The 19,470-nt window shown below is 58.6% G+C and carries 22 protein-coding genes and 1 tRNA gene; 9 read left to right on the forward strand and 14 right to left on the reverse strand.

All coding sequences use genetic code 11. The annotated features are described in order from the left end of the window. Window positions 1–22: 22 nt before the first annotated feature. The 3 genes from hisD to ACP90_RS20330 all read right to left on the reverse strand — a co-directional run bounded on the left by hisD (window position 23) and on the right by ACP90_RS20330 (window position 2,171). A complete protein-coding gene (gene hisD / locus ACP90_RS20320) occupies window positions 23–1,330 on the reverse strand; it encodes a histidinol dehydrogenase (RefSeq protein WP_062491815.1) in 1,308 nt (435 codons plus the stop codon). A 42-nt stretch (window positions 1,331–1,372) separates the two neighbouring features. After that, window positions 1,373–1,810 (reverse strand): DUF2948 family protein, encoded by a 438-nt coding sequence (locus tag ACP90_RS20325; protein WP_031268943.1) that lies wholly within the window; start codon window positions 1,808–1,810, stop codon window positions 1,373–1,375. 148 nt (window positions 1,811–1,958) lie between these two features. Further along, window positions 1,959–2,171, reverse strand: a complete 213-nt coding sequence (locus tag ACP90_RS20330; protein ID WP_062489660.1) for a hypothetical protein — start codon at window positions 2,169–2,171, stop codon at window positions 1,959–1,961. Window positions 2,172–2,326: 155 nt separating this feature from the next. On the opposite strand from ACP90_RS20330, the gene ACP90_RS20335 reads away from it, so the two are divergent. After that, window positions 2,327–2,815, forward strand: a complete 489-nt coding sequence (locus tag ACP90_RS20335; protein ID WP_062489661.1) for a DUF3124 domain-containing protein — start codon at window positions 2,327–2,329, stop codon at window positions 2,813–2,815. Between the two features lie 79 nt (window positions 2,816–2,894). On the opposite strand, the gene murA is transcribed toward ACP90_RS20335, so the two are convergent. Together murA and ACP90_RS20345 are read right to left on the reverse strand one after the other, a co-directional pair. After that, window positions 2,895–4,184 (reverse strand): UDP-N-acetylglucosamine 1-carboxyvinyltransferase, encoded by a 1,290-nt coding sequence (murA, locus tag ACP90_RS20340; RefSeq protein ID WP_062489663.1) that lies wholly within the window; start codon window positions 4,182–4,184, stop codon window positions 2,895–2,897. Window positions 4,185–4,359: 175 nt separating this feature from the next. Further along, window positions 4,360–4,542, reverse strand: coding sequence for a hypothetical protein (locus ACP90_RS20345; RefSeq protein WP_062489664.1), 183 nt, complete (start codon window positions 4,540–4,542; stop codon window positions 4,360–4,362). 606 nt (window positions 4,543–5,148) lie between these two features. On the opposite strand from ACP90_RS20345, the gene ACP90_RS20355 reads away from it, so the two are divergent. From ACP90_RS20355 to ACP90_RS20375, 4 genes are all read left to right on the forward strand, one after another. Then, window positions 5,149–5,223, forward strand: a tRNA-Thr gene (locus ACP90_RS20355). A gap of 661 nt (window positions 5,224–5,884) precedes the next feature. Next, a complete protein-coding gene (locus ACP90_RS20360; protein ID WP_062489668.1) occupies window positions 5,885–6,217 on the forward strand; it encodes a metalloregulator ArsR/SmtB family transcription factor in 333 nt (110 codons plus the stop codon). Continuing rightward, the gene (locus ACP90_RS20365) at window positions 6,207–6,734 is read left to right on the forward strand and encodes an SRPBCC domain-containing protein (protein WP_062489670.1); all 528 of its coding nucleotides are present in this window, start codon (window positions 6,207–6,209) and stop codon (window positions 6,732–6,734) included. The genes ACP90_RS20360 and ACP90_RS20365 overlap by 11 nt, the downstream gene beginning before the upstream one ends. Before the next feature lie 482 nt (window positions 6,735–7,216). Then, window positions 7,217–8,227: a zinc transporter ZntB gene (locus tag ACP90_RS20375; protein ID WP_082809799.1), complete on the forward strand. Its 1,011-nt coding sequence runs from the start codon at window positions 7,217–7,219 to the stop codon at window positions 8,225–8,227. A 75-nt stretch (window positions 8,228–8,302) separates the two neighbouring features. Here the strand turns inward: ACP90_RS20375 and ACP90_RS20380 are convergent, their stop codons facing one another. The 9 genes from ACP90_RS20380 to ACP90_RS20420 all read right to left on the reverse strand — a co-directional run bounded on the left by ACP90_RS20380 (window position 8,303) and on the right by ACP90_RS20420 (window position 14,787). Then, on the reverse strand, window positions 8,303–8,512 hold the full coding sequence (locus tag ACP90_RS20380; protein WP_062489676.1) for a hypothetical protein: 210 nt from the start codon (window positions 8,510–8,512) through the stop codon (window positions 8,303–8,305). After that, entirely contained in the window at window positions 8,509–9,258 is a 750-nt protein-coding gene (locus ACP90_RS20385; RefSeq protein ID WP_208993609.1) for a TMEM165/GDT1 family protein, read from the reverse strand. The genes ACP90_RS20380 and ACP90_RS20385 overlap by 4 nt, the downstream gene beginning before the upstream one ends. 64 nt (window positions 9,259–9,322) lie before the next feature. Further along, window positions 9,323–9,871 carry a Chromate resistance protein ChrB gene (locus tag ACP90_RS20390; RefSeq protein WP_062489678.1) on the reverse strand — a complete coding sequence of 183 codons (549 nt, stop codon included), beginning with the start codon at window positions 9,869–9,871 and terminating at the stop codon, window positions 9,323–9,325. Window positions 9,872–10,006: 135 nt separating this feature from the next. Further along, window positions 10,007–10,630 carry a hypothetical protein gene (locus tag ACP90_RS20395; RefSeq protein ID WP_062489680.1) on the reverse strand — a complete coding sequence of 208 codons (624 nt, stop codon included), beginning with the start codon at window positions 10,628–10,630 and terminating at the stop codon, window positions 10,007–10,009. 1 nt (window position 10,631) lies between these two features. Next, window positions 10,632–11,630 (reverse strand): ABC transporter permease subunit, encoded by a 999-nt coding sequence (locus ACP90_RS20400; RefSeq protein ID WP_062489682.1) that lies wholly within the window; start codon window positions 11,628–11,630, stop codon window positions 10,632–10,634. Continuing rightward, window positions 11,623–12,555 carry an ABC transporter permease gene (locus ACP90_RS20405; RefSeq protein ID WP_062489684.1) on the reverse strand — a complete coding sequence of 311 codons (933 nt, stop codon included), beginning with the start codon at window positions 12,553–12,555 and terminating at the stop codon, window positions 11,623–11,625. The genes ACP90_RS20400 and ACP90_RS20405 overlap by 8 nt, the downstream gene beginning before the upstream one ends. Further along, the gene (locus ACP90_RS20410) at window positions 12,552–13,292 is read right to left on the reverse strand and encodes an ABC transporter ATP-binding protein (RefSeq protein ID WP_062491820.1); all 741 of its coding nucleotides are present in this window, start codon (window positions 13,290–13,292) and stop codon (window positions 12,552–12,554) included. The genes ACP90_RS20405 and ACP90_RS20410 overlap by 4 nt, the downstream gene beginning before the upstream one ends. A gap of 56 nt (window positions 13,293–13,348) precedes the next feature. Then, complete coding sequence (locus ACP90_RS20415) at window positions 13,349–14,137, reverse strand: hypothetical protein (RefSeq protein ID WP_062489686.1); 789 nt, start codon at window positions 14,135–14,137, stop codon at window positions 13,349–13,351. A gap of 5 nt (window positions 14,138–14,142) precedes the next feature. Further along, window positions 14,143–14,787 carry a hypothetical protein gene (locus ACP90_RS20420; protein ID WP_088665256.1) on the reverse strand — a complete coding sequence of 215 codons (645 nt, stop codon included), beginning with the start codon at window positions 14,785–14,787 and terminating at the stop codon, window positions 14,143–14,145. 400 nt (window positions 14,788–15,187) lie between these two features. On the opposite strand from ACP90_RS20420, the gene ACP90_RS20425 reads away from it, so the two are divergent. From ACP90_RS20425 to ACP90_RS20440, 4 genes are all read left to right on the forward strand, one after another. Beyond that, complete coding sequence (locus tag ACP90_RS20425; protein WP_145915811.1) at window positions 15,188–16,492, forward strand: ABC transporter substrate-binding protein; 1,305 nt, start codon at window positions 15,188–15,190, stop codon at window positions 16,490–16,492. A gap of 97 nt (window positions 16,493–16,589) precedes the next feature. Next, entirely contained in the window at window positions 16,590–17,492 is a 903-nt protein-coding gene (locus tag ACP90_RS20430) for a sugar ABC transporter permease (protein ID WP_082809801.1), read from the forward strand. Next, window positions 17,492–18,370 (forward strand): carbohydrate ABC transporter permease, encoded by an 879-nt coding sequence (locus ACP90_RS20435; protein ID WP_062489693.1) that lies wholly within the window; start codon window positions 17,492–17,494, stop codon window positions 18,368–18,370. The genes ACP90_RS20430 and ACP90_RS20435 overlap by 1 nt, the downstream gene beginning before the upstream one ends. A 22-nt stretch (window positions 18,371–18,392) precedes the next feature. Further along, the gene (locus ACP90_RS20440) at window positions 18,393–19,454 is read left to right on the forward strand and encodes an ABC transporter ATP-binding protein (protein WP_062489695.1); all 1,062 of its coding nucleotides are present in this window, start codon (window positions 18,393–18,395) and stop codon (window positions 19,452–19,454) included. The last annotated feature ends 16 nt before the right edge of the window (window positions 19,455–19,470 follow it).

Raw genomic sequence — 19,470 nt, forward strand, 5'->3', positions numbered from 1 at the left:
AGCCTCTTCTTCAAATCGGGAGCTATAAATTCAGTCTGATGGAAACAGAGCGCGCGTGCGCCGACAACCCCTCTGATTCACCAAGAGCGATTGCCGCCGGCCCGAGCTGACGCAGATTATCCGCATTGCATTTCAGGATCGAGGTGCGTTTGACGAATTCCAGCACGCTCAGACCCGACGAAAAGCGAGCCGACCGCGCGGTCGGCAACACATGATTGGAGCCGCCGACATAGTCGCCAATGGCTTCAGGCGTATAATGGCCCAGGAACACGGCGCCTGCGTTGCGCACCTTCTTCAGCAGCGCTTCCGGATCGGCAACGGCAAGTTCCAGGTGTTCGGGAGCAATTCGGTTGGCTAGCGGCATTGCCGCCTCCAGATCGTCCACCAGGATGATTGCTCCGTAATCCTGCCAGCTGGCACGGGCAACATCTTCGCGCGGCAACGTTTTCAACTGCGCTTCGACGGCAGCTTCCACCTGGTTCGCAAGATCTTCGCTGTCGGTGATCAGGATCGACTGCGCAGCGGTATCGTGTTCGGCCTGTGCCAGCAGATCGGCAGCAAGCCAGTCGGCATTGTTGCCGCTGTCGGCCAGGATCAGCACTTCGGACGGGCCCGCGATCATGTCGATGCCGACAGTGCCGAAGACACGGCGCTTGGCAGCCGCCACAAAGGCATTGCCCGGACCGACGATCTTGGCGACCGGGTCAATGGTCTGCGTTCCATAGGCGAGAGCAGCCACGGCCTGTGCACCGCCAATACGATAGATTTCCGTGACACCGGCAATTCTGGCGGCAGCCAGCACCAGCGGGTTCAGCACCCCGTCCGGGCTCGGAACCACCATGACGATGCGTTCCACGCCCGCGACCTTGGCCGGCACGGCATTCATCAGAACCGAACTCGGGTAGCTTGCGGTACCACCGGGCACATAGATGCCGACAGCCTCGACAGCGGTCCAGAGCGAACCGAGTTCCACGCCGATGGGATCGGTATAGCGGTCGTCCTTCGGCATCTGGCGGGCATGGTGGGCGTGAATGCGGTCGTGGGCAAGCTGCAGGGCGTCCAACGTCTCCTGCGGCACCTTTGCAAGCGCGGCATCAATTTCTGCGGCGGACACCGTCAGTTCGGCCATGCTCTCGGCCTGCAGCCGGTCGAACCTTGCCGTATAGTCGAGGACTGCCTTGTCGCCTTCCGTGCGAACACGCTCAAGAATGTCCCGGACGATCTGGTCGACATCCTCCGACACTTCCCGTTTGCCGGAAAGGAGAGCCTTGAACTGGTCTTCGAAGCGGGCGTCGTTGATGTTAAGGCGTAGAACCACGCAATTCTCCATCATGTGCGGTGCCGTGCACCGTCTGTCATTCCGTGCGAGCGGTCAGCTGAGGTCGTGTTGCGGCAGGTTCGGCGTGGACCATGCGGCGCCCAGGTCCGACAGTTGCGCCTCGATGCAGTCCACCTCGAGCGCAAGGCTGCCACCACCTGCAAAGGCGAGCTGGATCGTGCCGGCCGGCTCTTCGCCCGGCTCGAAGGTCACGGCGAGCAATTCCAGGACGGCACCCTTGGCCTTCTGGTTGATGTTCTGGGCCTTCATGGCCTTGACCTGCGCGAAGGCCAGCGCCGTGCGGCGCCGCTCATGCTCTTTCGATCGCTTGTCGGCTTCCTTGTCCCACACGAACCGGTTCAACACGAACACGGCTTTCTGCTCCTTCGGCAGATAGCGGATATCCGCGATGGTGATCACCGCGTCCTGCAGATGGGCGGAAAGAACCTGAAGGTCTTCCTGGTCAAGGGCGGCAAGTTTCAGCTGGTCCATTTGCTCTTGTTCTGATCCGGTCATGCGTTGTCTGGCAGGACGCATATAAGCGACTTTCTGCCCGGTCCCAAGGCTGTTGCCTAATGGGGAATAACGGTTTTGGCAATCTCCAATGCCCTGAAACATGCCTTGCGGCATCGTGGAGCCCTCAAGAGCCTTCATCCACCCGCTGGCGCAGATCCGCCTTGACCTCGTCCAGCGATGCAATCCGCCGGAAGATCCGACGGCCTAACCAGAGCCCGAACACAAGCAAGAAGAAGCCCAGAGACGGCCCGTAAGGCGCCGGAACAAGGACAACAGCGAACAGTGCCGCAAAGGCAAAGGCCAGCTGGACCAAAAACCGGATTGTCTGTGCATTCATGCAGTCGCTCCAACTTCGTCCCGCAGGTTATCCCGGCGTCGATTTGTAATCACCCGCCATCTGCCTTCCGTCTTGCAATCAGGGCACGCATTCTGGAAAGTGACGCCAGCACATCAGGGCGACACCCTACCATCACACGAACGCACGGGCACGTAATGCTGAAACGATCCACCTGCCTCGGCCTGCTGGCAGGCAGCCTGCTTCTTTTCCAGACGCCGATGGATGTCCAGTCACAGGATTTTACCGAGAAGGTTCTGGGTGAGACCATATATGTCCCGGCCTATTCGCGGGTCTTTTCCCATCCGAACAGGTCCGACCTTCTGGCGGCAACACTTGCCATCCACAATGTCGACCCTGAAGCCACCATAACGTTGCAGCAGGTCGATTATCACAACGAGGATGGCACCTTGCTGCGCACTCTGCTTGATGCGCCGGTGGACCTTGCGCCCCTGCAGTCGAAAACAGTGCTGATCCCGATCAACGACACTTCTGGCGGCGTCGGGGCGAATTTCCTGCTCGTGTGGTCGTCGGATAGTGGTGCCCTCAGCCCAATCGCAGAAGCCATCATGACCAGTGGCAGCGGCGGTCCCGGCCCCTCTTTCACGTCACGAGGCCGGGTGATCAAGCGGCAAACGGCGCAGTAGATTTCGCGAAAAATGCATTACATGGGGTGCGGCGCAGTCCACGTCGCCCATGCTTTCACACCGTAATTCGATGGTTTGATCAGGCCGAGATGCGCTCGATCTTCGCGCCGCAGCGGGTGAGCTTGTCTTCCAGACGCTCGAACCCGCGGTCGAGGTGATAGACACGGCTGACCGTTGTTTCGCCTTCTGCTGCCAGACCGGCAATAACCAGCGAGACGGACGCCCGCAGATCCGTTGCCATGACCGGAGCACCGCGCAGGGTCGAGACGCCGTCGATCATTGCCGTGCGGCCGTCCACATGGATCTGGGCGCCGAGGCGGGCCAGTTCCTGCACATGCATGAAACGGTTTTCAAAAATGGTTTCGGTAATCCGGCTGGTGCCGCCGGCCTTCGTCATCAGAGCCATGAACTGGGCCTGCAGGTCGGTCGGAAAGCCCGGGAACGGTTCGGTGGTGATATCCACCGGCTGGATGCCGTTGCCGTTGCGGTAAACCTTGATGCCGTCGGCAGTCTGCGTAATGTCCGCGCCGGTCTGGCGAAGTGTCTCGAGCGCCGTTTCCAGAAGGTCCGAACGGGCGCCTTGCAACAGAACGTCACCACCGGTCATGGCAACAGCCATGGCATAGGTACCTGTTTCAATACGGTCCGGAACAACCGCGTGATGCGCACCGTGAAGGCGCGGCACACCCTGGATGCGGATGGTCGATGTGCCTTCACCCTCGATCTTCGCGCCCATGGCCTTCAGGCACTTGGCAAGATCGACGACTTCCGGCTCACGCGCGGCATTGACGATTTCCGTCTCGCCACTGGCCAGCGTCGCCGCCATCATGATGGTGTGGGTTGCGCCGACGGAAACCTTCGGAAACTCGACGCGAGCACCTTTCAGCCCACCCGGGGCCTTGACGATGACATAACCGCCGTCGATCTCGATCTCGGCGCCGAGCGCTGCCAGACCGTCGATGAAGAAGTCTACCGGCCGTGTGCCGATCGCACAGCCGCCAGGCAGCGAGACCCGCGCTTCATGGCTGCGGGCAACCAGCGGTCCGATAACCCAGAAGCTGGCACGCATCTTGGAAACCAGCTCATAAGGCGCGGTGGTGTCGACGATTTCACGGGCGGTCAGGTTCAGCGTCTGTCCGGCAAGGTCATCCTGGCCACTGCGCTTGCCGTTCACCGAGTAATCGACCCCGTGATTGGACAGGATCTGCATAAGCTGGGCAACGTCGCGAAGGCGCGGCACATTCGACAGCGTCAGGGTCTCATCCGTCAGGAGCGATGCGATCATCAGCGGCAGTGCCGCATTCTTCGCGCCGGAAATCGGAATGACACCATTCAGTTCCGCACCGCCAACGACCTTGATACTGTCCATGTTTTTCCCCGAACAGGACCGTGCTCACCGCACGGCCATCCCTTTGCATACGTCAAGAAACTCACATCAAACGTGCGGTCTACACGCAAGTTATGGCCCATGCAAGGCGCGCAACCGGCTGCGACCGGGCATTTTTGGGGCGACACAGTCCTGCCGAACATCCGGCTGGTGGTCCTCAGTCGGCGTCCCGCGTCTTGGCAGCAGACTTGCGGCGGCGCAGATTGGCTCTCAGGGCTTCGGCCAGCCGGTCTTCGCGGGACTTCGCCCCGGCTTTGTCCGACGCCTTTTCGCCTGCCTGCTTGCCGGATTTTCCGCCGCCGCGTTCAGCGGACTTGTGCTGCTGGTCTTTTTCGCCCATGGCGCGCCTGTGTGATGATCCTGTGATTCATTTGTCTAGCAAGCTGCCCGCAGCTTGCCTAGGCATCTTGTGTCTTGTGCATTGTTTGCCGCCTACCCTGTCAGCTTCAGCAGCATTCGGTCTTCCCATCGCTGCCCAAAACGTGTCCGCGGCCAGCCTGCACCCCATCAGACTTATGCATCATCGCGCCAAGAAGCCTGCACATGGTGCTGTGTCCCGCCTTCAGTCTTCCCTGTTTCCAAACTTCCCAATTCCCCGGAGGCTGCTTCCACCCGCCTTCCGGCGAGGGCCAGTCTCCCCTCTCCAGAAAAAGGCCATTCTGCTCTGCGCCTCGACCGGCAGGATTGTTTAATATCCACAGGCGAAACATGGCCGAAAGCACCAGCTTTGCCGCGCCAACCCTTCAATCGTCCCGGCTTTGACGGGAGGGAGCAAATGACTGCGGAAAAAAATCCCAAAACACCGCTTGCGTCCCCGAAGGTCTTATGGCAAAAGCCCCCTCATTCCGGTCGGCACCGTTGATCGGCACCAGCACTTGCGTCTTGCAACTCAAGCTTTTCAAGCAAAAAAGTTCGACGCCGCGCCTGTCCCAAAGACAAGCCAGATGCTGCCGTAGCTCAGGGGTAGAGCACTCCCTTGGTAAGGGAGAGGTCGAGAGTTCAAATCTCTCCGGCAGCACCATTTAAATCCAATAAATTCAGTCACTTAGATCAAAGAAAAATTCACCCTCCTGTAAACTTCTGCGGAAACAGACAGGGAACAGAGACCATCTTGCAGCACTTTTCGTGCAAAACACGAACAGCTATGTACTGCATTTGTTTCCTCATCACTGACATGTCGGTTGTTACTGGTTCTGTATTGTATCGTTGTATTGCCGACGAGCGGAAGGATCGATGTGTTCCGCTGGTGATTGTCTTTGAACCACGTAGACCTGAAGACGCGTTGGCTTTCATGGGAATAGACGCGAAAGCTGGAACCTGTTTTCAGCCTGACGCTGAAATCCCAGCAACGGTCGCCACTATCACTTCATATCTGAAGATCAAACTTGTGTCTTTGTCGACATCTCGGCCAGTTCAATTGGAAACGAATAGTCACGACCAAGCGGACGATATTCAGCATTATAGGACAACTATGTGCCAACATTTCATGGAACCGCAACAAGAGACCGGATTGGGGCCGACTCCGGAATGTCCGGTTTCAAACAGATGCCCCGGACAGCTACCATTATTTGACCCTTCCGCGTGGTATGCCAGACCGGATCATCAGTCGTAAACGATTTTAAGCGATCGAAAATCCTTCAACGCCCCTGATTATAGCAAATTGGTTATTTAACAATATTGTTATGAAAAACTTGGACGCTCAGTTTTCGGCGATAGCCGACCCCCACCGCCGCACTATCCTCACCCGCCTTGCTCGAGGTGAAGCAACTGTTTCCGAACTGCAGAGCCCATTGGGCATCAGCCAGCCTGCGGTGTCTCGCCACTTGAGGCTGCTGGAGAAAGCGGGCTTGATTGAGCAGTCGCGTGCAGCTCAAGCAAGACCGCGAAGACTGAAGCCGGAAGGGCTTGAAGCCGCACGCAACTGGCTCGATGAGTTGCGGAACCTCTGGAACGATAGCTTCGACCGCCTCGACGCATTTCTCGCAGACCCGACAACGGAGACACGTGACGACTGACACGCCCTGCTTCTCGATCAGCCGCACCTTCAACGCACCGCTCTCTCGAGTATGGAAAGTTTGGACGACGCCGGAGGCGCTTGCGCAGTGGTTCGGACCAAAGGGAACGTCAGGAACGATCCTCGCATTCGATCTGCGGCCCGGCAGCGAGTGGCGCGGCCGCTTGGATACGCCTGACGGGACTGTAATGTACAGCAAGTTCGTCTTCCGCGACGTTGACCCCATGTCGCGCCTCGAATGGGTGCACGGCTTCGCGGACGCCGCCGGAAACCGTATCAGCGCACCGTTCACCCAACAGTTCCCTCTCGAGATGCTGGCGACCGTGCTGTTCGCCGACGAGGGCGAACGGACCAGGGTCGACTTCACTTGGACGCCGCTTGATGCGACGCCAGAGCAGGAGGCCTTCTTCGTGAGCATGATGGCTTCGATGACCGGCGGCTGTCTGGCAGCTTCGAGCAGTTGGACGCGTTCCTTGCCATTGGCCAGGCGGCTTAGGGACATCCTCGCCAGACAGTGAGATATGGCGGAACAGGCTTATGGGGTCTGTTTGGTCCTGATCCCGCGAGCGACCAAGGCGCTACGCTGCGGGTCTGTGGACCAGATCGCTTCAGGACCTGCCCTCACCCAGCAGTCTGCCATCACGGCCGCCCTGTCCGTTTTCCGCAAGCCGATCATGCCGCCTGGATCGGGCTTCCCGGCCCGGTCATCTGGGATTTTGAAAAGCTTAGGTTCCGTGCGAAGCGGCGCTGGATGCGGGCAAGTGTCCAAAAGGGTTCGGAAGTGGAGAGGCAGGTTTCGGCTTCCAGAAAGACCTCGGAATTAATTCCATTTCTCTTTGCGAGGCTGTCCTTGAAATCGCAAATCAACTCATCAACAGGATGTAGTCCGCATGAAATCTATCTAGAATTTTGCGCTCAGATCAAATCAAATGGGCACTAATCCGATAAAGTCTGGAACCTCACAAATCGGCGAGAAATTCTTCGAGAGCAATTTGAGATAATGAGCACAAACGTCCCCTCGGAAAGACAAAGTGGCGACCTCCCGGAAATCGCAGTCCTGTTTTTCGATGGTCAAGGAGGAGCCCGAAGTGGAAAGCTGGAACAGCTTGTACCTCCTTTCACCGACTGCAGGGAACCAGGCTTCTCGTGGGTTCATTTGCACCGAGAAAATTCATCGGCGCAGGAATGGCTGCAGAAATGCAATCTCGACAGTTTCGTGGTGGATGCGCTGTCGGCGGAAGAAACGCGCCCGAGATGCACAGTCCATGGAAGCGGTGCAATTCTCATTTTGAGAGGTGTCAACCTGAACCCCGGTGCGGAGCCTGAAGACATGATCTCCACGCGGCTCTGGATCGAGGAAAAGCGCGTGATTGGTGTCTGGATCAGACCACTCAAGGCGGTTCGAGATCTATTCGATGCGATCGAGTCGAACAGGGCTCCTCTTTCGCCGGGAGATCTCGTTGCAAAGCTGGCGCTTAGGCTCGCAGATCGTGCCGAACCCACAATTGCAAGTTTGAATGAGCGCATTGACGTACTGGAAGAAAGTCTGTTGCAAGACGACGTAAACGCATCAAAGGACACACTTGCAGATATTCGGCGCACAGCAATAACCATCAGGCGTTACATGTTCCCGCAGCGTGATGCGCTTACCACCTTCGAGATCGAGGATTTGCCTTGGCTGACGGATCGAGATCGGAGCCGAATTCGAGAAGCTGCGGACCGCGTGACGCGATTGGGAGAGGAACTGGATTCCATTCGTGACAGGGCTCAGGTGATCCATGACCAGATAATCGACAAACGATCTGAGACTATGAACAGACGTATGTTCGTACTATCCGTCGTGACGGCAATTTTTCTTCCCCTGGGACTGTTGACTGGCTTGCTTGGCATCAATGTCGGAGGCATCCCCGGGACAGGCAATCCTTGGGCTTTCCTGATTGTCTGCGGTTTGTTGCTTTTCCTGGGCAGTGCGCAGCTATGGCTCTTCAAGCGCCTGGGCATGATGCGCTAGGTCCGGCGAACGCAAACAAGCTATCGCCCCTTCGGAGAATTTGGTCCCCAGGTCAGTTTGTGATGATCCGATTGCCTATGAATTTCGAGTTGCAGCCAGTACGGCAGCAAACAACGTGATGAGGCATCCAGACAGAAGAATTAGACCGCAAACCAAGGGGTTTAGATGGACTGGCGTCACCAAGACCGCTGTGAATGCAACCAGAGCCAGAATTGCGAGCGCAAGGCGGGCGTCTGCAACGAACATTCCAAAGAGCTCGGCCAACACATCTTTCAGAAGGGTCATGATCCCGCCTCCAAGTTACGTGCTTTGGCGTAGTGGGAAGCAAGAAGTCCTGTGCCCAGAAATAATGCCGCGAAAATAAACAGGGACAGGTCGGCGCCGGGCCATTCGATGCCCAGACCCTCGCCAGTCCAGAAAACGCCAAACGCCGATAGCATCACCCCGACGCCAAACTTCAAAGTGTTTTCCGGAACGCTCGACAAGGGCCGATGCAGGAAAGCGCCGATGATGAGGACGACGGCGCATGCAGCCAATGCCCCTAGGCTTGCGGGCCAGATAAGTCCACGCCCCGCCCCCACCGCAACGACAATGAAAACCACTTCAAGTCCCTCGAGCAAGACTGCCTTATAGGCCGTAATTCCGGCGATCCAGTCGCGGGATCTTTTCTTTCGGCTCACTTCCTCGTTCAGTGAAGCCTGTTCCGCCGCGAAGATCGCATCCTCGTCATGTAGCGGCACAATGCCAGCCGATCTCAAGGCAGCCTTGCGAAGCCAACCGATGCCAAACAGAAGCAAAAGAACACCGATGATAAGTTGAAGCCCGTGCAGCGGTACATTGTCCAGCAGTGGACCGAGTGCAATGACGATGGCGGCAAGCGTGGCGAAGGCGCCTGCAGTTCCCATAACAGCCGGCAGCCATCCGCGAAGCGTCGCGACGGCCAAAATGATCGTGAAGGCCTCAACGATTTCGACAGCAGATGCCAGAAATGCAGAACCGATTGCCGGAGCAGCGGTAGACCATTCCATCATTCGCATTTCTCCCATTTTACGGGCCTGAGATGCCAACGAATTTCAGCATCCGGTCGGCAGTTGGTCAGGAGCGGCTGTTTTCCTCGTGGGCATCGAAAACACGCTTTGCATAGTCCTCCAGAACAGCCTCACAGCCTTGCAGGCGATGCTGGGCCTCTTTGGCTCTTTCCCCGCCGTAAAAGTCCAATTTTTCGATTTTTTCCAACCATCCCTGAAGTTTTTTCAGGTCAACGTCGTTCTCTTCAAGCTCTGCGTAGGTGAAGTGCGCGGCCTCTATTTCCTTGGCGACTTCCCGCTCGAAGTCATCGCATTTGTCGATAAATTCCTCATAGGCGTCATCCCGATCCGCCTTGAACCTGGCAACGACTTTATTTTCCTGTGCGGCGTCGAGAGCCACGGTTTCCAAAAGGACACTATCTCCCTTTGCCTCCGCGACCTCATTCTCGACCATTTTCAGACGTCGCGTGTGGTCATCCGTTTTCGGAAGCAAGCAAACGCCATTCTGCAAATAGACAGCCCCCATGCTTTTCAACCGCCGCCAGATCGCGACGCGTTTTGCTGCTGGGTCTGCAGGAACCTTGTAGGTCAATAGTAGCCAGGTAATTTCAGCCATGGTTACATGTCAACTGATCTGGTCATAACTTGGGCATGACACCCTGCGTCAATCGCTCTTTCAAATTTGTGGGTTGATCAGTATCGAGACCGGCAGGTGTCGCGACGCCCAATACCTGCCGGTGCACTGGAAAGATCAGTCAGCGGTTTCCGCACCGCCCGGATCCTTTTCCACCTCGGCGGTGACCGGTGCGAAACCGTTTGCCTGGATCGAGGCCGTGACGTGTTTTCCGGCCAGGCTGGTGACATAGATCGAGTTGGGATTGGCGCGCAGATGCCCTGGTGCAGTGCCTTCGTCCACATGGATGCGAGCCTCTCCCTTCGCGGGAACCGTGATATCCGGATGGAGCACATAGGTTTCCTTCGCTCCGCTGTCCGCATCCGTGATCGTGTAGAAGACTGTGTAGCCGGAGAGAGGTTTCGCCCCGTGATTGAGCAACTGGATTTCCAGATGATCGGGGGCATCCGCTTTCTTCTCGGGATCATAGTTGTTTTCAACCAGCAGTTCGCCAATCCGATAGCTGGGCTTGGCACCTTCCTGCTTGATTGGACTTGCGGCAAAAACCGGATCCGTGTCGTCCAGATCGTTCTTGCCGTCACCATCCGTGTCCGGGTTCATCGGATCGGTATGCAGCAGCGGTTCCGCGATATCCGGGACACCATCGCCGTCGGCATCGAGATCAGCCGCATAAGCCTGGGACTGAAACAGTCCGGTACAGAGGGCCAGAACGGCGAGCGAGGGTGTGATGATCGTCTTCATGTCAGGTCTCCTTGGTCAGACGGTCAGGGTCAATCGGGCGCAGCAGGACGATGCCGGCGAGCCCGAAGGTGAAAAGAAAAAGAAACAGCGCGTCGCCAGATTTCTCGGACAGGATCGGCCCCAGGGGTTTACCGGTGTAGGTGTCCTTGATGCCGAGCACGGCGAAGGTGAGCCGCTCGAAATGCTTGGTGACGGAGATCTGTTCGATGCCGTTGCGGATCGTCTCGTAGGTGCTGAAACCTGCCTTGATCCGGTCCTGCTCGGCCTTGGGAACCGAAAGCTGAGCGTAGATGCCGCCAGCGACCTGGTTGTCCGGGTCCATCGTGTCCCCGATCTGGGGGGCGACCAGAACCACAAGCAGCCAGAGGGCAAAGGCGTAGACCAGCCCCGTCGCGGGGGAACGCATCCAGAGGCTGAGCCCGAAACCAAGGGCAAACAGGGCTGTCAAATAGGCAATTCCGGCGACCCAGGTGATCGCGAGCCGCAGAAGATCCATTCCCGTAAGTCCGATCCCGGAAATTAGCGGGAGGATCAGTGCCATCGTTAAAAACACTGCCGCCAGGGAGACCGCCGCGAGAGCCATTCCACCTGCAAGCTTGGCAGCAAGATAGTGCCAATGGCGCATCGGGCGCGTGAGGATCAGTGCAAGTGTCTGGCGTCCCCGCTCGGTCGCAGCCGCCCGGTAACCCGCAACGAGCGCGATCACGGCTCCGAGGATCTCGATCTGCTCGATCGTTCCGCGCAGAAGCTTCAAGGGATAGAATTCGGGAGCGGCAAGGGCTGAGGCATCCTTGCCAAGGGCCAGCAACAGAGCTTTGGCCTTTGCATAGGTTGCCGCATCGCCGTGAAGCGCAATGCTGCCAGTAACAAGCGACACGAGTGCCGCAACGGTCAGGAAGATGACGGCCCACAGCAGGAACCGGTCTCGCATGGCTTCACGGGCATCGCGCAGTCCGATCGTTGCGATCTGCGCGATCGGTGACGGGGACTTGTCAGGCATCGGGACCTCCTGTGCTCGGATCCATGCGCCAGGCGGCAAGGAGGGCAAAAACGCCGGCTCCGAGAAAAGCCGCAGAAAGGGAGAGCAACGGGGACACGCCTCCCCGGGAGGCAAGACCGTCGGGCAGATAACCCATCGTCCTGGCTTCGAGCCAACCGAAGGCTTCCGACAGAGAAAATGGCCCCAGAGCCTGAGAGAAGGTTCGGAAAACCGGTGTCTCGGGAATTGTCGCCAAGGCAGACACCGGGTTGATGGCGGCTGTCGGATTGACGTTTCCCGTCAGCGCAGGGAGCACAAAGGTAATCGCCAGCCAGACAACTGTCGCCGCCAGCAAACCGCTCGCCGTGCCCGGCAGAAGCGCGGCTCCACCGAGTGCCAGAAAACCGAAGATCGAGATATAGACCCAGCCGAGCAGAAGGGCGCTCGCGAGGTTGAGCCAGTCCGGGCCTTGCATCGGCAATCCCGGAATTGAAACGAGCACGATTGTCGCGATCGCTCCGGCCAGTGCCATCAGACCGGCGGTCGCGGCGCCAACGGCAACGATGCGCCCCAATCCGGTTTTCCAACCGGCAATCGGCCGGGTCCCGACAAGGGGAAGCACTCCGGAACGCCGGTCGACTTCGATAATGGCCTGGCCGATCACGATCGCGGCGAAAGCGCCAAGAAACGAAACATAGACGGTCAGGTTTCGCAGCACTGACAGGGGGGCACTTTCAGCCACCGGATTGGGAGGTATCGGCTGCCCAGCCTGGGCCAGATAGTCGGCAGCCTTCTGGTAGATTGCATTCACGGTTTGTGTGGCCGACCAGCCCAGCCATGCGGAAACCGCAATCATTGCCGTGAATATCACGGCGAGAAGTATGACACTGCGTTCCCGCAACAAGGTGGCAAGCGACTGTCTTGCGACAAGGAGAACAGGGTTCATTCCACTGCCTCCTGCCTTGCGACATCGAGGTAAAGTTCCTCCAGCTTGCGCTCGTCATACCGGTTGGAAACAGCTTCGATCCGATCGTGGAAAACCAGCCTTCCCTGCGCAAGAACGCCGATGGAAGTACAGGTACGCGCGACCTCGCTCAAAAGGTGCGTGTTCATGAAGATGGTCATCTTGCGGGTGTGCAGCTTCTCGATGATCTCGCGCAGTTGGCGGACGCCCATCGGGTCGAGGCCCGACGTGGGCTCATCGAGAAAAAGGATCTGTGGTTCGTGCAGGATCGCCTGAGCCAGGCCGATCCTCTGACGCATTCCTTTCGAGAAGGTGCCTACCCGCCGATCGGCAAGCCCGGAAATGTTCAGAAACTCCAGCGTCTCCGCAACGGCTTCTCGAACGTTGCCGACCCCGGAGAGCTGAGCAAAGAACGTCAGGTTTTCACGTGCTGTAAAACGGTCGTAAAGACGGACATTCTCAGGCAAATACCCAATCGCGGAGCGAACCAGAAGCGGATCGGTGCGGATGTCGTAGCCGGCAATGCACGCCGAACCGGATGAAGGGTTCAGCAGCGTTGTCATAAGGCGAATGGTCGTGGTCTTGCCGGCACCATTGTGTCCAAGAAACCCGAAGACCTCTCCTTTCGGGATTTCGATCGTGAGAGGGTGCAGGGCAACCCGCTCAGCGTAGTTCCTGGAAAGACCGTCTGTTGAGATAGCGGGGCCGATGGTTTTCACGTTTTGCCTCCTCGGTCTGTCGGACTGCCCGGCTTGCAGACAGTCCGACAACTTGGTCATTTAGTTTTTGTGGAAGATCGGAGGGTCATGTAGGCAACCGTCAGGGCGATGATTGCCAGGAATGCGACACTGGTCACGATGGTGCCTAACCCCAACCCGCCGTAGTCGGCCGGCTGTGCGAGGAAATCGCCGAATGATGCCCCCAGGGGCCGGGTGAAGATGTAGCAGAGCCAGAAGGCCCACAGTCCACCAAGACCCAACGCGAAATAACCCAGAGCCAGAGACGCGATGATGAGGCCAAAGAGAACCCCGGTTCCAGCGAAGCCCACGCCGAAAGCTTCCGAGATCAGGTCCCCGACCGCCGTGCCCAGGGCAAAGGTGAAGAGAATGGCAAGCCAATAGAAGGCTTCCCGTCTGAAGGTGAAGACCTCATGAATGGAAAGCGTCCGTTCGCTCGCAAACCAGACCGCAAACGTCCCGGCGAGTGCAATCGTGAAGCCGATCGTGGAATTCAGGAGCGGAATGCCAAGGGCATCAGTCATGTTGTCGGTGATCAGCGTACCGACGACGGATATCAGCACAACCGCCGTCCAGTAGACCGCCGGTACGTAGCGTTTCTGGGAGAATTGCCAGAACATCGCCGCGACAAGGATTGCCGTCATCAGAAGCGTTGTCGTGCCGAGTCCCAGACCAAGATTGACGGCCAGAAAATCCGCTGCGGTCTCGCCCATGGTGACGGCGGTGAGTTTGATGATCCAGAAGCCGGGTGTGACCTCGGGAACGCGATTGACAGCGGTAGAGACCTCGATTGGATGATCATGGTCTGCTGCAGTTATGTTGCTCATGATGCTTATCCCTTGAGTTGCGCCAGAGCCTGAGCCGAGAAGGTATTGGCATGTGCGTCGTCGTCCGCATTGCAGCGTTCGAGTGCTTTCGATTGAAGATCCGCGACAGAGGCGGAAGGTTGAGAATTTGCGAGGGTGTCGCGCAGTTTTCCGATCAGCACTTCGCAGGGGAGCGCCCGGCCGGTTTCGTCCGTCACGACGATGCCGGCGATTTTCTGAACTGGCTGGGCTGTTGCTGCTGTGACCGGTGCCTGCAGCGTTTGGGAGAGATCGACAAGAGCCTGCTTCACAGCAGATATTTCAGGTTTTCCGCTGCGCAGCGCTGAAAAGGCTTTGTCGGCAGCCGCATCAACGGTCGACCATGCGCCTGCATCTGCCTTGCGCAGATCGGTGGCGTTCTGGTCCCAGAGCGTTTCCAGATCGGTGATCCGCTTTTCTGCGGCCTTGAGGTCTCCCGTGTCGGCGATTTTCTGCGTGTCAGCAACGATGACCTGATACGCAGACAGGTCACCAAGTCCCTGCTGATTGTTGATTTGAGCGGTCGACGCGGGTGCGGACGGCAAGAGATACCTTTCTGCCACAACGAAACCGGTCACTGGAATCGCGATCAGGACCGCTGACAGAAGAAAATTTCGAAGAGTTGGATGCATGGGTCATGTCCCGTTTAGATCAGCCTCTCGTTCGAGGCTTCGGGACAGAGAGTGACAGGACGTTCCCTGGAACGTTTTGCCGGAATTTTACAAATTTGTAAGAAGTAAAAAAGCTGTCTCACGGCTTCCGACAAGGCATCAACTGCATTTTTTGAATAGAGCCGAGTGGCAATCGTATTGGGCCACAAGAGCGCCTCAATAACGCCGACGTCACAAAACTTACGTAAATATGTGGGATTAACAACGTGAATTCATCAGAATCCACGAGACCGAAAAATCGGAAGGGCGCACAAAAACCTGGTCAAGCGTCAGAAAATAATGGTCTTTCCGCATTTTTGAGTCAGATGCGCTTCCAGCGTTGGTTTTTGCTGAATTTGATGTCAATCACGGAGGTTTTGACGTGAGTTCCACAAAGTCCAACATTTCCCGCCGCAGCATCCTGCGTGCTGGTCTCGCCGCCCCTTTCATCAGCGTCCTGCCGGGCGTCATTTCCACCGCCCGCGCGGCCGGTCCGGTCAAGATCCAGTTCATGTATCCGGTCGGCGTGTCCGGTGACATCAACAAGATCATCTCCGGCATGATCGCCGAGTTCAACGCTGCCCATCAAGGCATCGAAGTCGAAGCCATCTATGCCGGCAGCTACGACAACACCGAGCAGAAGGTCATTACCGCGATCGGCGTGAACGAGCCGCCCGCCCTGTGGCTGCCAATCAACTCCGCTCTGCAGACCTTCCTGGGTCTGGATGCGCTGGAGGACGTCACGGACCTGGCGAAGGCCGATGACATCTATCAGGACTTCCTGCCGGGCTTCCTTTCCACCTGCATATCCGGCGACCGTCTCTATGGTCTGCCGTTCCAGCCGTCCACACCGGTGCTCTACTACAATCAGGACGCCTTCGAGGCGGCCGGGATCTCCAAGGCTCCGGTCACCTGGGACGAACTTCTGGAAACCGCACAGGCCGTCACCCTGCGCGAGAACGGCGAACTGAAGCGCTGGGGCTTGACTATCGGCGGCGGCTGGCATGACTGGATGTTCGAGTGCTACTGCCGCCAGAACGGCCTGACCCCTTGGGAGAACGACAAGGTTCTGTTCGACCGTCCGGAAGCCCTGGAAGCGCTGGAGTTCTGGAACAAGATGGTCAGGGCCGGCGTCATGCCGTCCGCGTCCACCTGGCAGGGATCGGCCAATGACTTCATGGCCGGCACCACCGCCATGCTCTATCACTCCACCGGTTCGCTCACCAACCTGCGCACTTCGTCGCCCTTCAAGGTCGGCGTCGCCTTCATGCCGAAGAAGAAGACCTACGGCGCGTCCCAGGGCGGCGGACCTCTGATGATTGCCAAGAAGCAGTCCGACGCCCGCAAGGAAGCCAGCTGGACCTTCGCCCGCTGGATGACCAACACGGAAAACCAGGCCAACTGGAGCAAGGCCACCGGCTATCTTGCCGTGCGCAAGTCCTCCTGGGCCTCCCCCGCCATGCAGAGCTATCTGGCCGATGTGCCGGAAGCCAAGGTCGCCCTGGACCAGTCTGAGTTCGCAGGTGCCTTCCTGCAGGTTCCTGCCTACCACCGGGTGCGCGAGTTCCTCAAGAGTGCGCTCGACCGGACCCTGGCTGGTGAAATCCAGCCGGCTGAAGCTCTCAAGGAAGCCAATGAGAGCTCCAACCGTGAAATCACCCGCGTCATGCGCCGCATGAAGGGCTGATTTCCAAGAACTCTGAGGGCGGATGTCTGGCCGGCCGGCCGGCTGGGCATCCGCCCTTTCCCACTTTTGACGTCCCCTATCTGGAAGGTCTTCCTTCATGTCGCGCAGATTTGCGCGGGCGCACCGGAACGAGGCGATGCTCGCCTATGTGTTTCTGATGCCCTCCGTGGTGTTCCTGTCTGTCTTCACCTACTGGCCGATCCTCCGGTCCATCTGGTTCAGCCTGCATGATGTGGTGCTGGGCGATCCAGACATGTTCTGGCTGGGGCTGGAGAACTACACCCGTCTGCTGGAGGACGGCCTGTTCTGGAAGGTGCTGGGCAACACGGTGTTCTACACCGTCACCACCATTCCCCTGTCCATCCTAGCAGCGCTGCTGCTTGCGGTGGCCCTGGACAGCAAGCTGCGCGGGTTGACCCTCTACCGCTCCGCCTTTTTCTATCCGGTGATGATCCCGTCCGTTGCAGCTGGCATGGTCTGGGTTTTTCTCTATGCGCCGGGTTATGGCCCGGTGAACGAGGCGCTGGCGGCCATCGGCCTGCCACATCCGGACTGGCTCTATGACAGCGGCTGGGCCCTGACCGCCATCGTGCTGATGAGCGCTTGGAAATACGCGGGCTATTTCATGCTGATTCTGCTGGCGGCGCTGAAACTCGTGCCCTCGGACATTTACGAGGCAGCCCGCCTGGAAGGGCTGAATGCGCCCCAGCGGCTGCTCTACATCACCCTACCGCTGATCTCGCCGACCCTCTATTTCGTCATCGTGATCGGCATCCTGCACAGCTATCAGATCTTCGACTACGTCTATGTCATGACCCAGGGCGGGCCGGCAGATTCCACAAACGTGCTGACCTATTACATCTATCAGAACGGCTTTCAGTATCAGGACATCGGCTATGCCTCGACCGTCGCCAACGCCCTGCTCCTCCTCATGCTCGGCCTGATTGGTCTGGTTGCGGTGACCCTCGGGCGCCGGGTCCACTATCTGGGAGACCGCTGATGAGTGAGACCCGCTCCCTGAATGCTGCGGCCTCCCCTGCTCGTCGCAGCAGAAGCTGGAAGTCCTTTGCGCGGAAAAACGCACTGCATCTGCTGCTCCTACCCCTGGCATGCCTCTGGCTGAGCCCGCTGGTCTGGATCGTTCTCACCTCGCTGAAGACCCGGGTGGAGGTGTTTGACCCGGAGGCGGGCATCCTTCCGGCAGTGGCGAATTTCGCTAATTATCCGGCGACTCTCGCGGTCGCCCCCTTCGGCACCTATCTGGTCAACTCTGTGCTGGTGACCGGCTCGATCCTGCTCGGCCAGCTGATTACCATCACCCTTGCGGCCTATGCCTTTGCCCGGTTGGAGTTTCCCTTCAAGAAGCTGCTGTTCGGCCTGTTCCTGCTGCAGGTGATGTTCCCGATCTATGCGATCTTCCTGACGAATTTCGTCACCCTGCATGAGTTCGGGCTGATCAACACCCTGCCAGCCATGGCCGTGCCCTTCATCGCCTCCGGCTATGGCACCTTCATGCTGCGCCAGTCCTTCCGCCAGGTGCCTTCGGATCTTTCCGACGCGGCGCGGCTGGACGGTTGCGGGCATCTCGGCATCCTGTGGCACGTCTATCTGCCCCTGGTTCAGCCGACCCTGATCGCCTTTTCCATCATTTCGGTGGTGACCCACTGGAATGACTACATGTGGCCGCTGCTGGTGACCAATTCGGACAGCGTGCGCACCCTGCCGATCGGTCTGGGCCTGCTGGCCAAGGCGGACAGCGGCGCCGACTGGACCCGCCTGATGGCGGGCACGACCATCGTCATCTCGCCGCTGCTGATCTTCTTTGTCATCTTCCAGCGCCGCTTCATCGACAGCTTCATGCATACGGGTGTCAAGTGAGCCCGAACGAGAGAACATCTTCATGGCAACCGTAACACTCTCCAGGGTTTCCAAGTCCTACGGCGCCCGCGAAACCGTCTCTGCCATCGATCTCACGGTCGAGGACAAGGAATTCATGGTGCTGGTCGGCCCCTCCGGCTGCGGCAAGTCCACCACACTGCGCATGATTGCCGGTCTGGAGGAAATTTCCTCCGGTCATCTCTTCATCGACGGCCGGGACGTGACGGATGTGGCGCCGCAAAAGCGCGACATCGCCATGGTGTTCCAGTCCTATGCGCTATATCCGCATATGACCGCCTACCGGAACATGGCCTTCGGCCTGATGAAGACCACCCGCCTTGGCAAGAGCGAGATCGACCGCCGGGTGCGGGACGCCGCCGAGATCCTCAATATCACCGATCTTCTTGACCGGCGGCCGAAGGAGCTATCCGGCGGCGAGCGCCAGCGGGTGGCGATTGGCCGGGCGCTGGTGCGTCAGCCAAAGGTGTTCCTGTTCGACGAGCCCCTGTCCAACCTGGATGCCAAGTTGCGCAACCACATGCGCGGCGAGCTCAAGCGCCTGCACCGGGAGCTGGGGCTCACAGTCATCTATGTGACCCATGACCAGATCGAGGCCATGACCCTGGGCACCAGGGTTGCCACCATGTCCAGGGGGCAGCTGCAGCAGGTGGGTGCTCCGATGGAGATCTATCAGAACCCGGCCAATAGCTTTGTTGCCCGCTTCATCGGCTCGCCGGAAATGGCCCTTCTACCCGCCCGACGGCTGAATGAGCGGCGGGCGGCCCATCCCGCCTTCGCCCTCGACCTTAGGGTGCCGCTTTCCGACAGCACGCCCGACCTGCTTCTGGGGATCCGGCCGGAAGAAGCCCGGTTCGTCTCCTCGGGCGGTATGGCGGTCGGCCGAGTGGTTCAGGTGGAATATATCGGCGCAGAAGCCCTGGTGACGGTCGATGTCGGACCGGACCGGATGGTAGTGCGCGCGCCGGTGACGGATGTGCCCGAAGATGGCCAGGAGGTGCAGCTGACCTTTGACCTTTCCCGCCTGCGGGTCTTCCACGCCGGCAGTGGACAGGCTATCGGTTGAACGAGACAAGAACGGA

Origin of the sequence: Labrenzia sp. CP4 (genome assembly GCF_001579905.1) — a bacterium.
GTDB classification, from domain to species: domain Bacteria; phylum Pseudomonadota; class Alphaproteobacteria; order Rhizobiales; family Stappiaceae; genus Roseibium; species Roseibium algicola.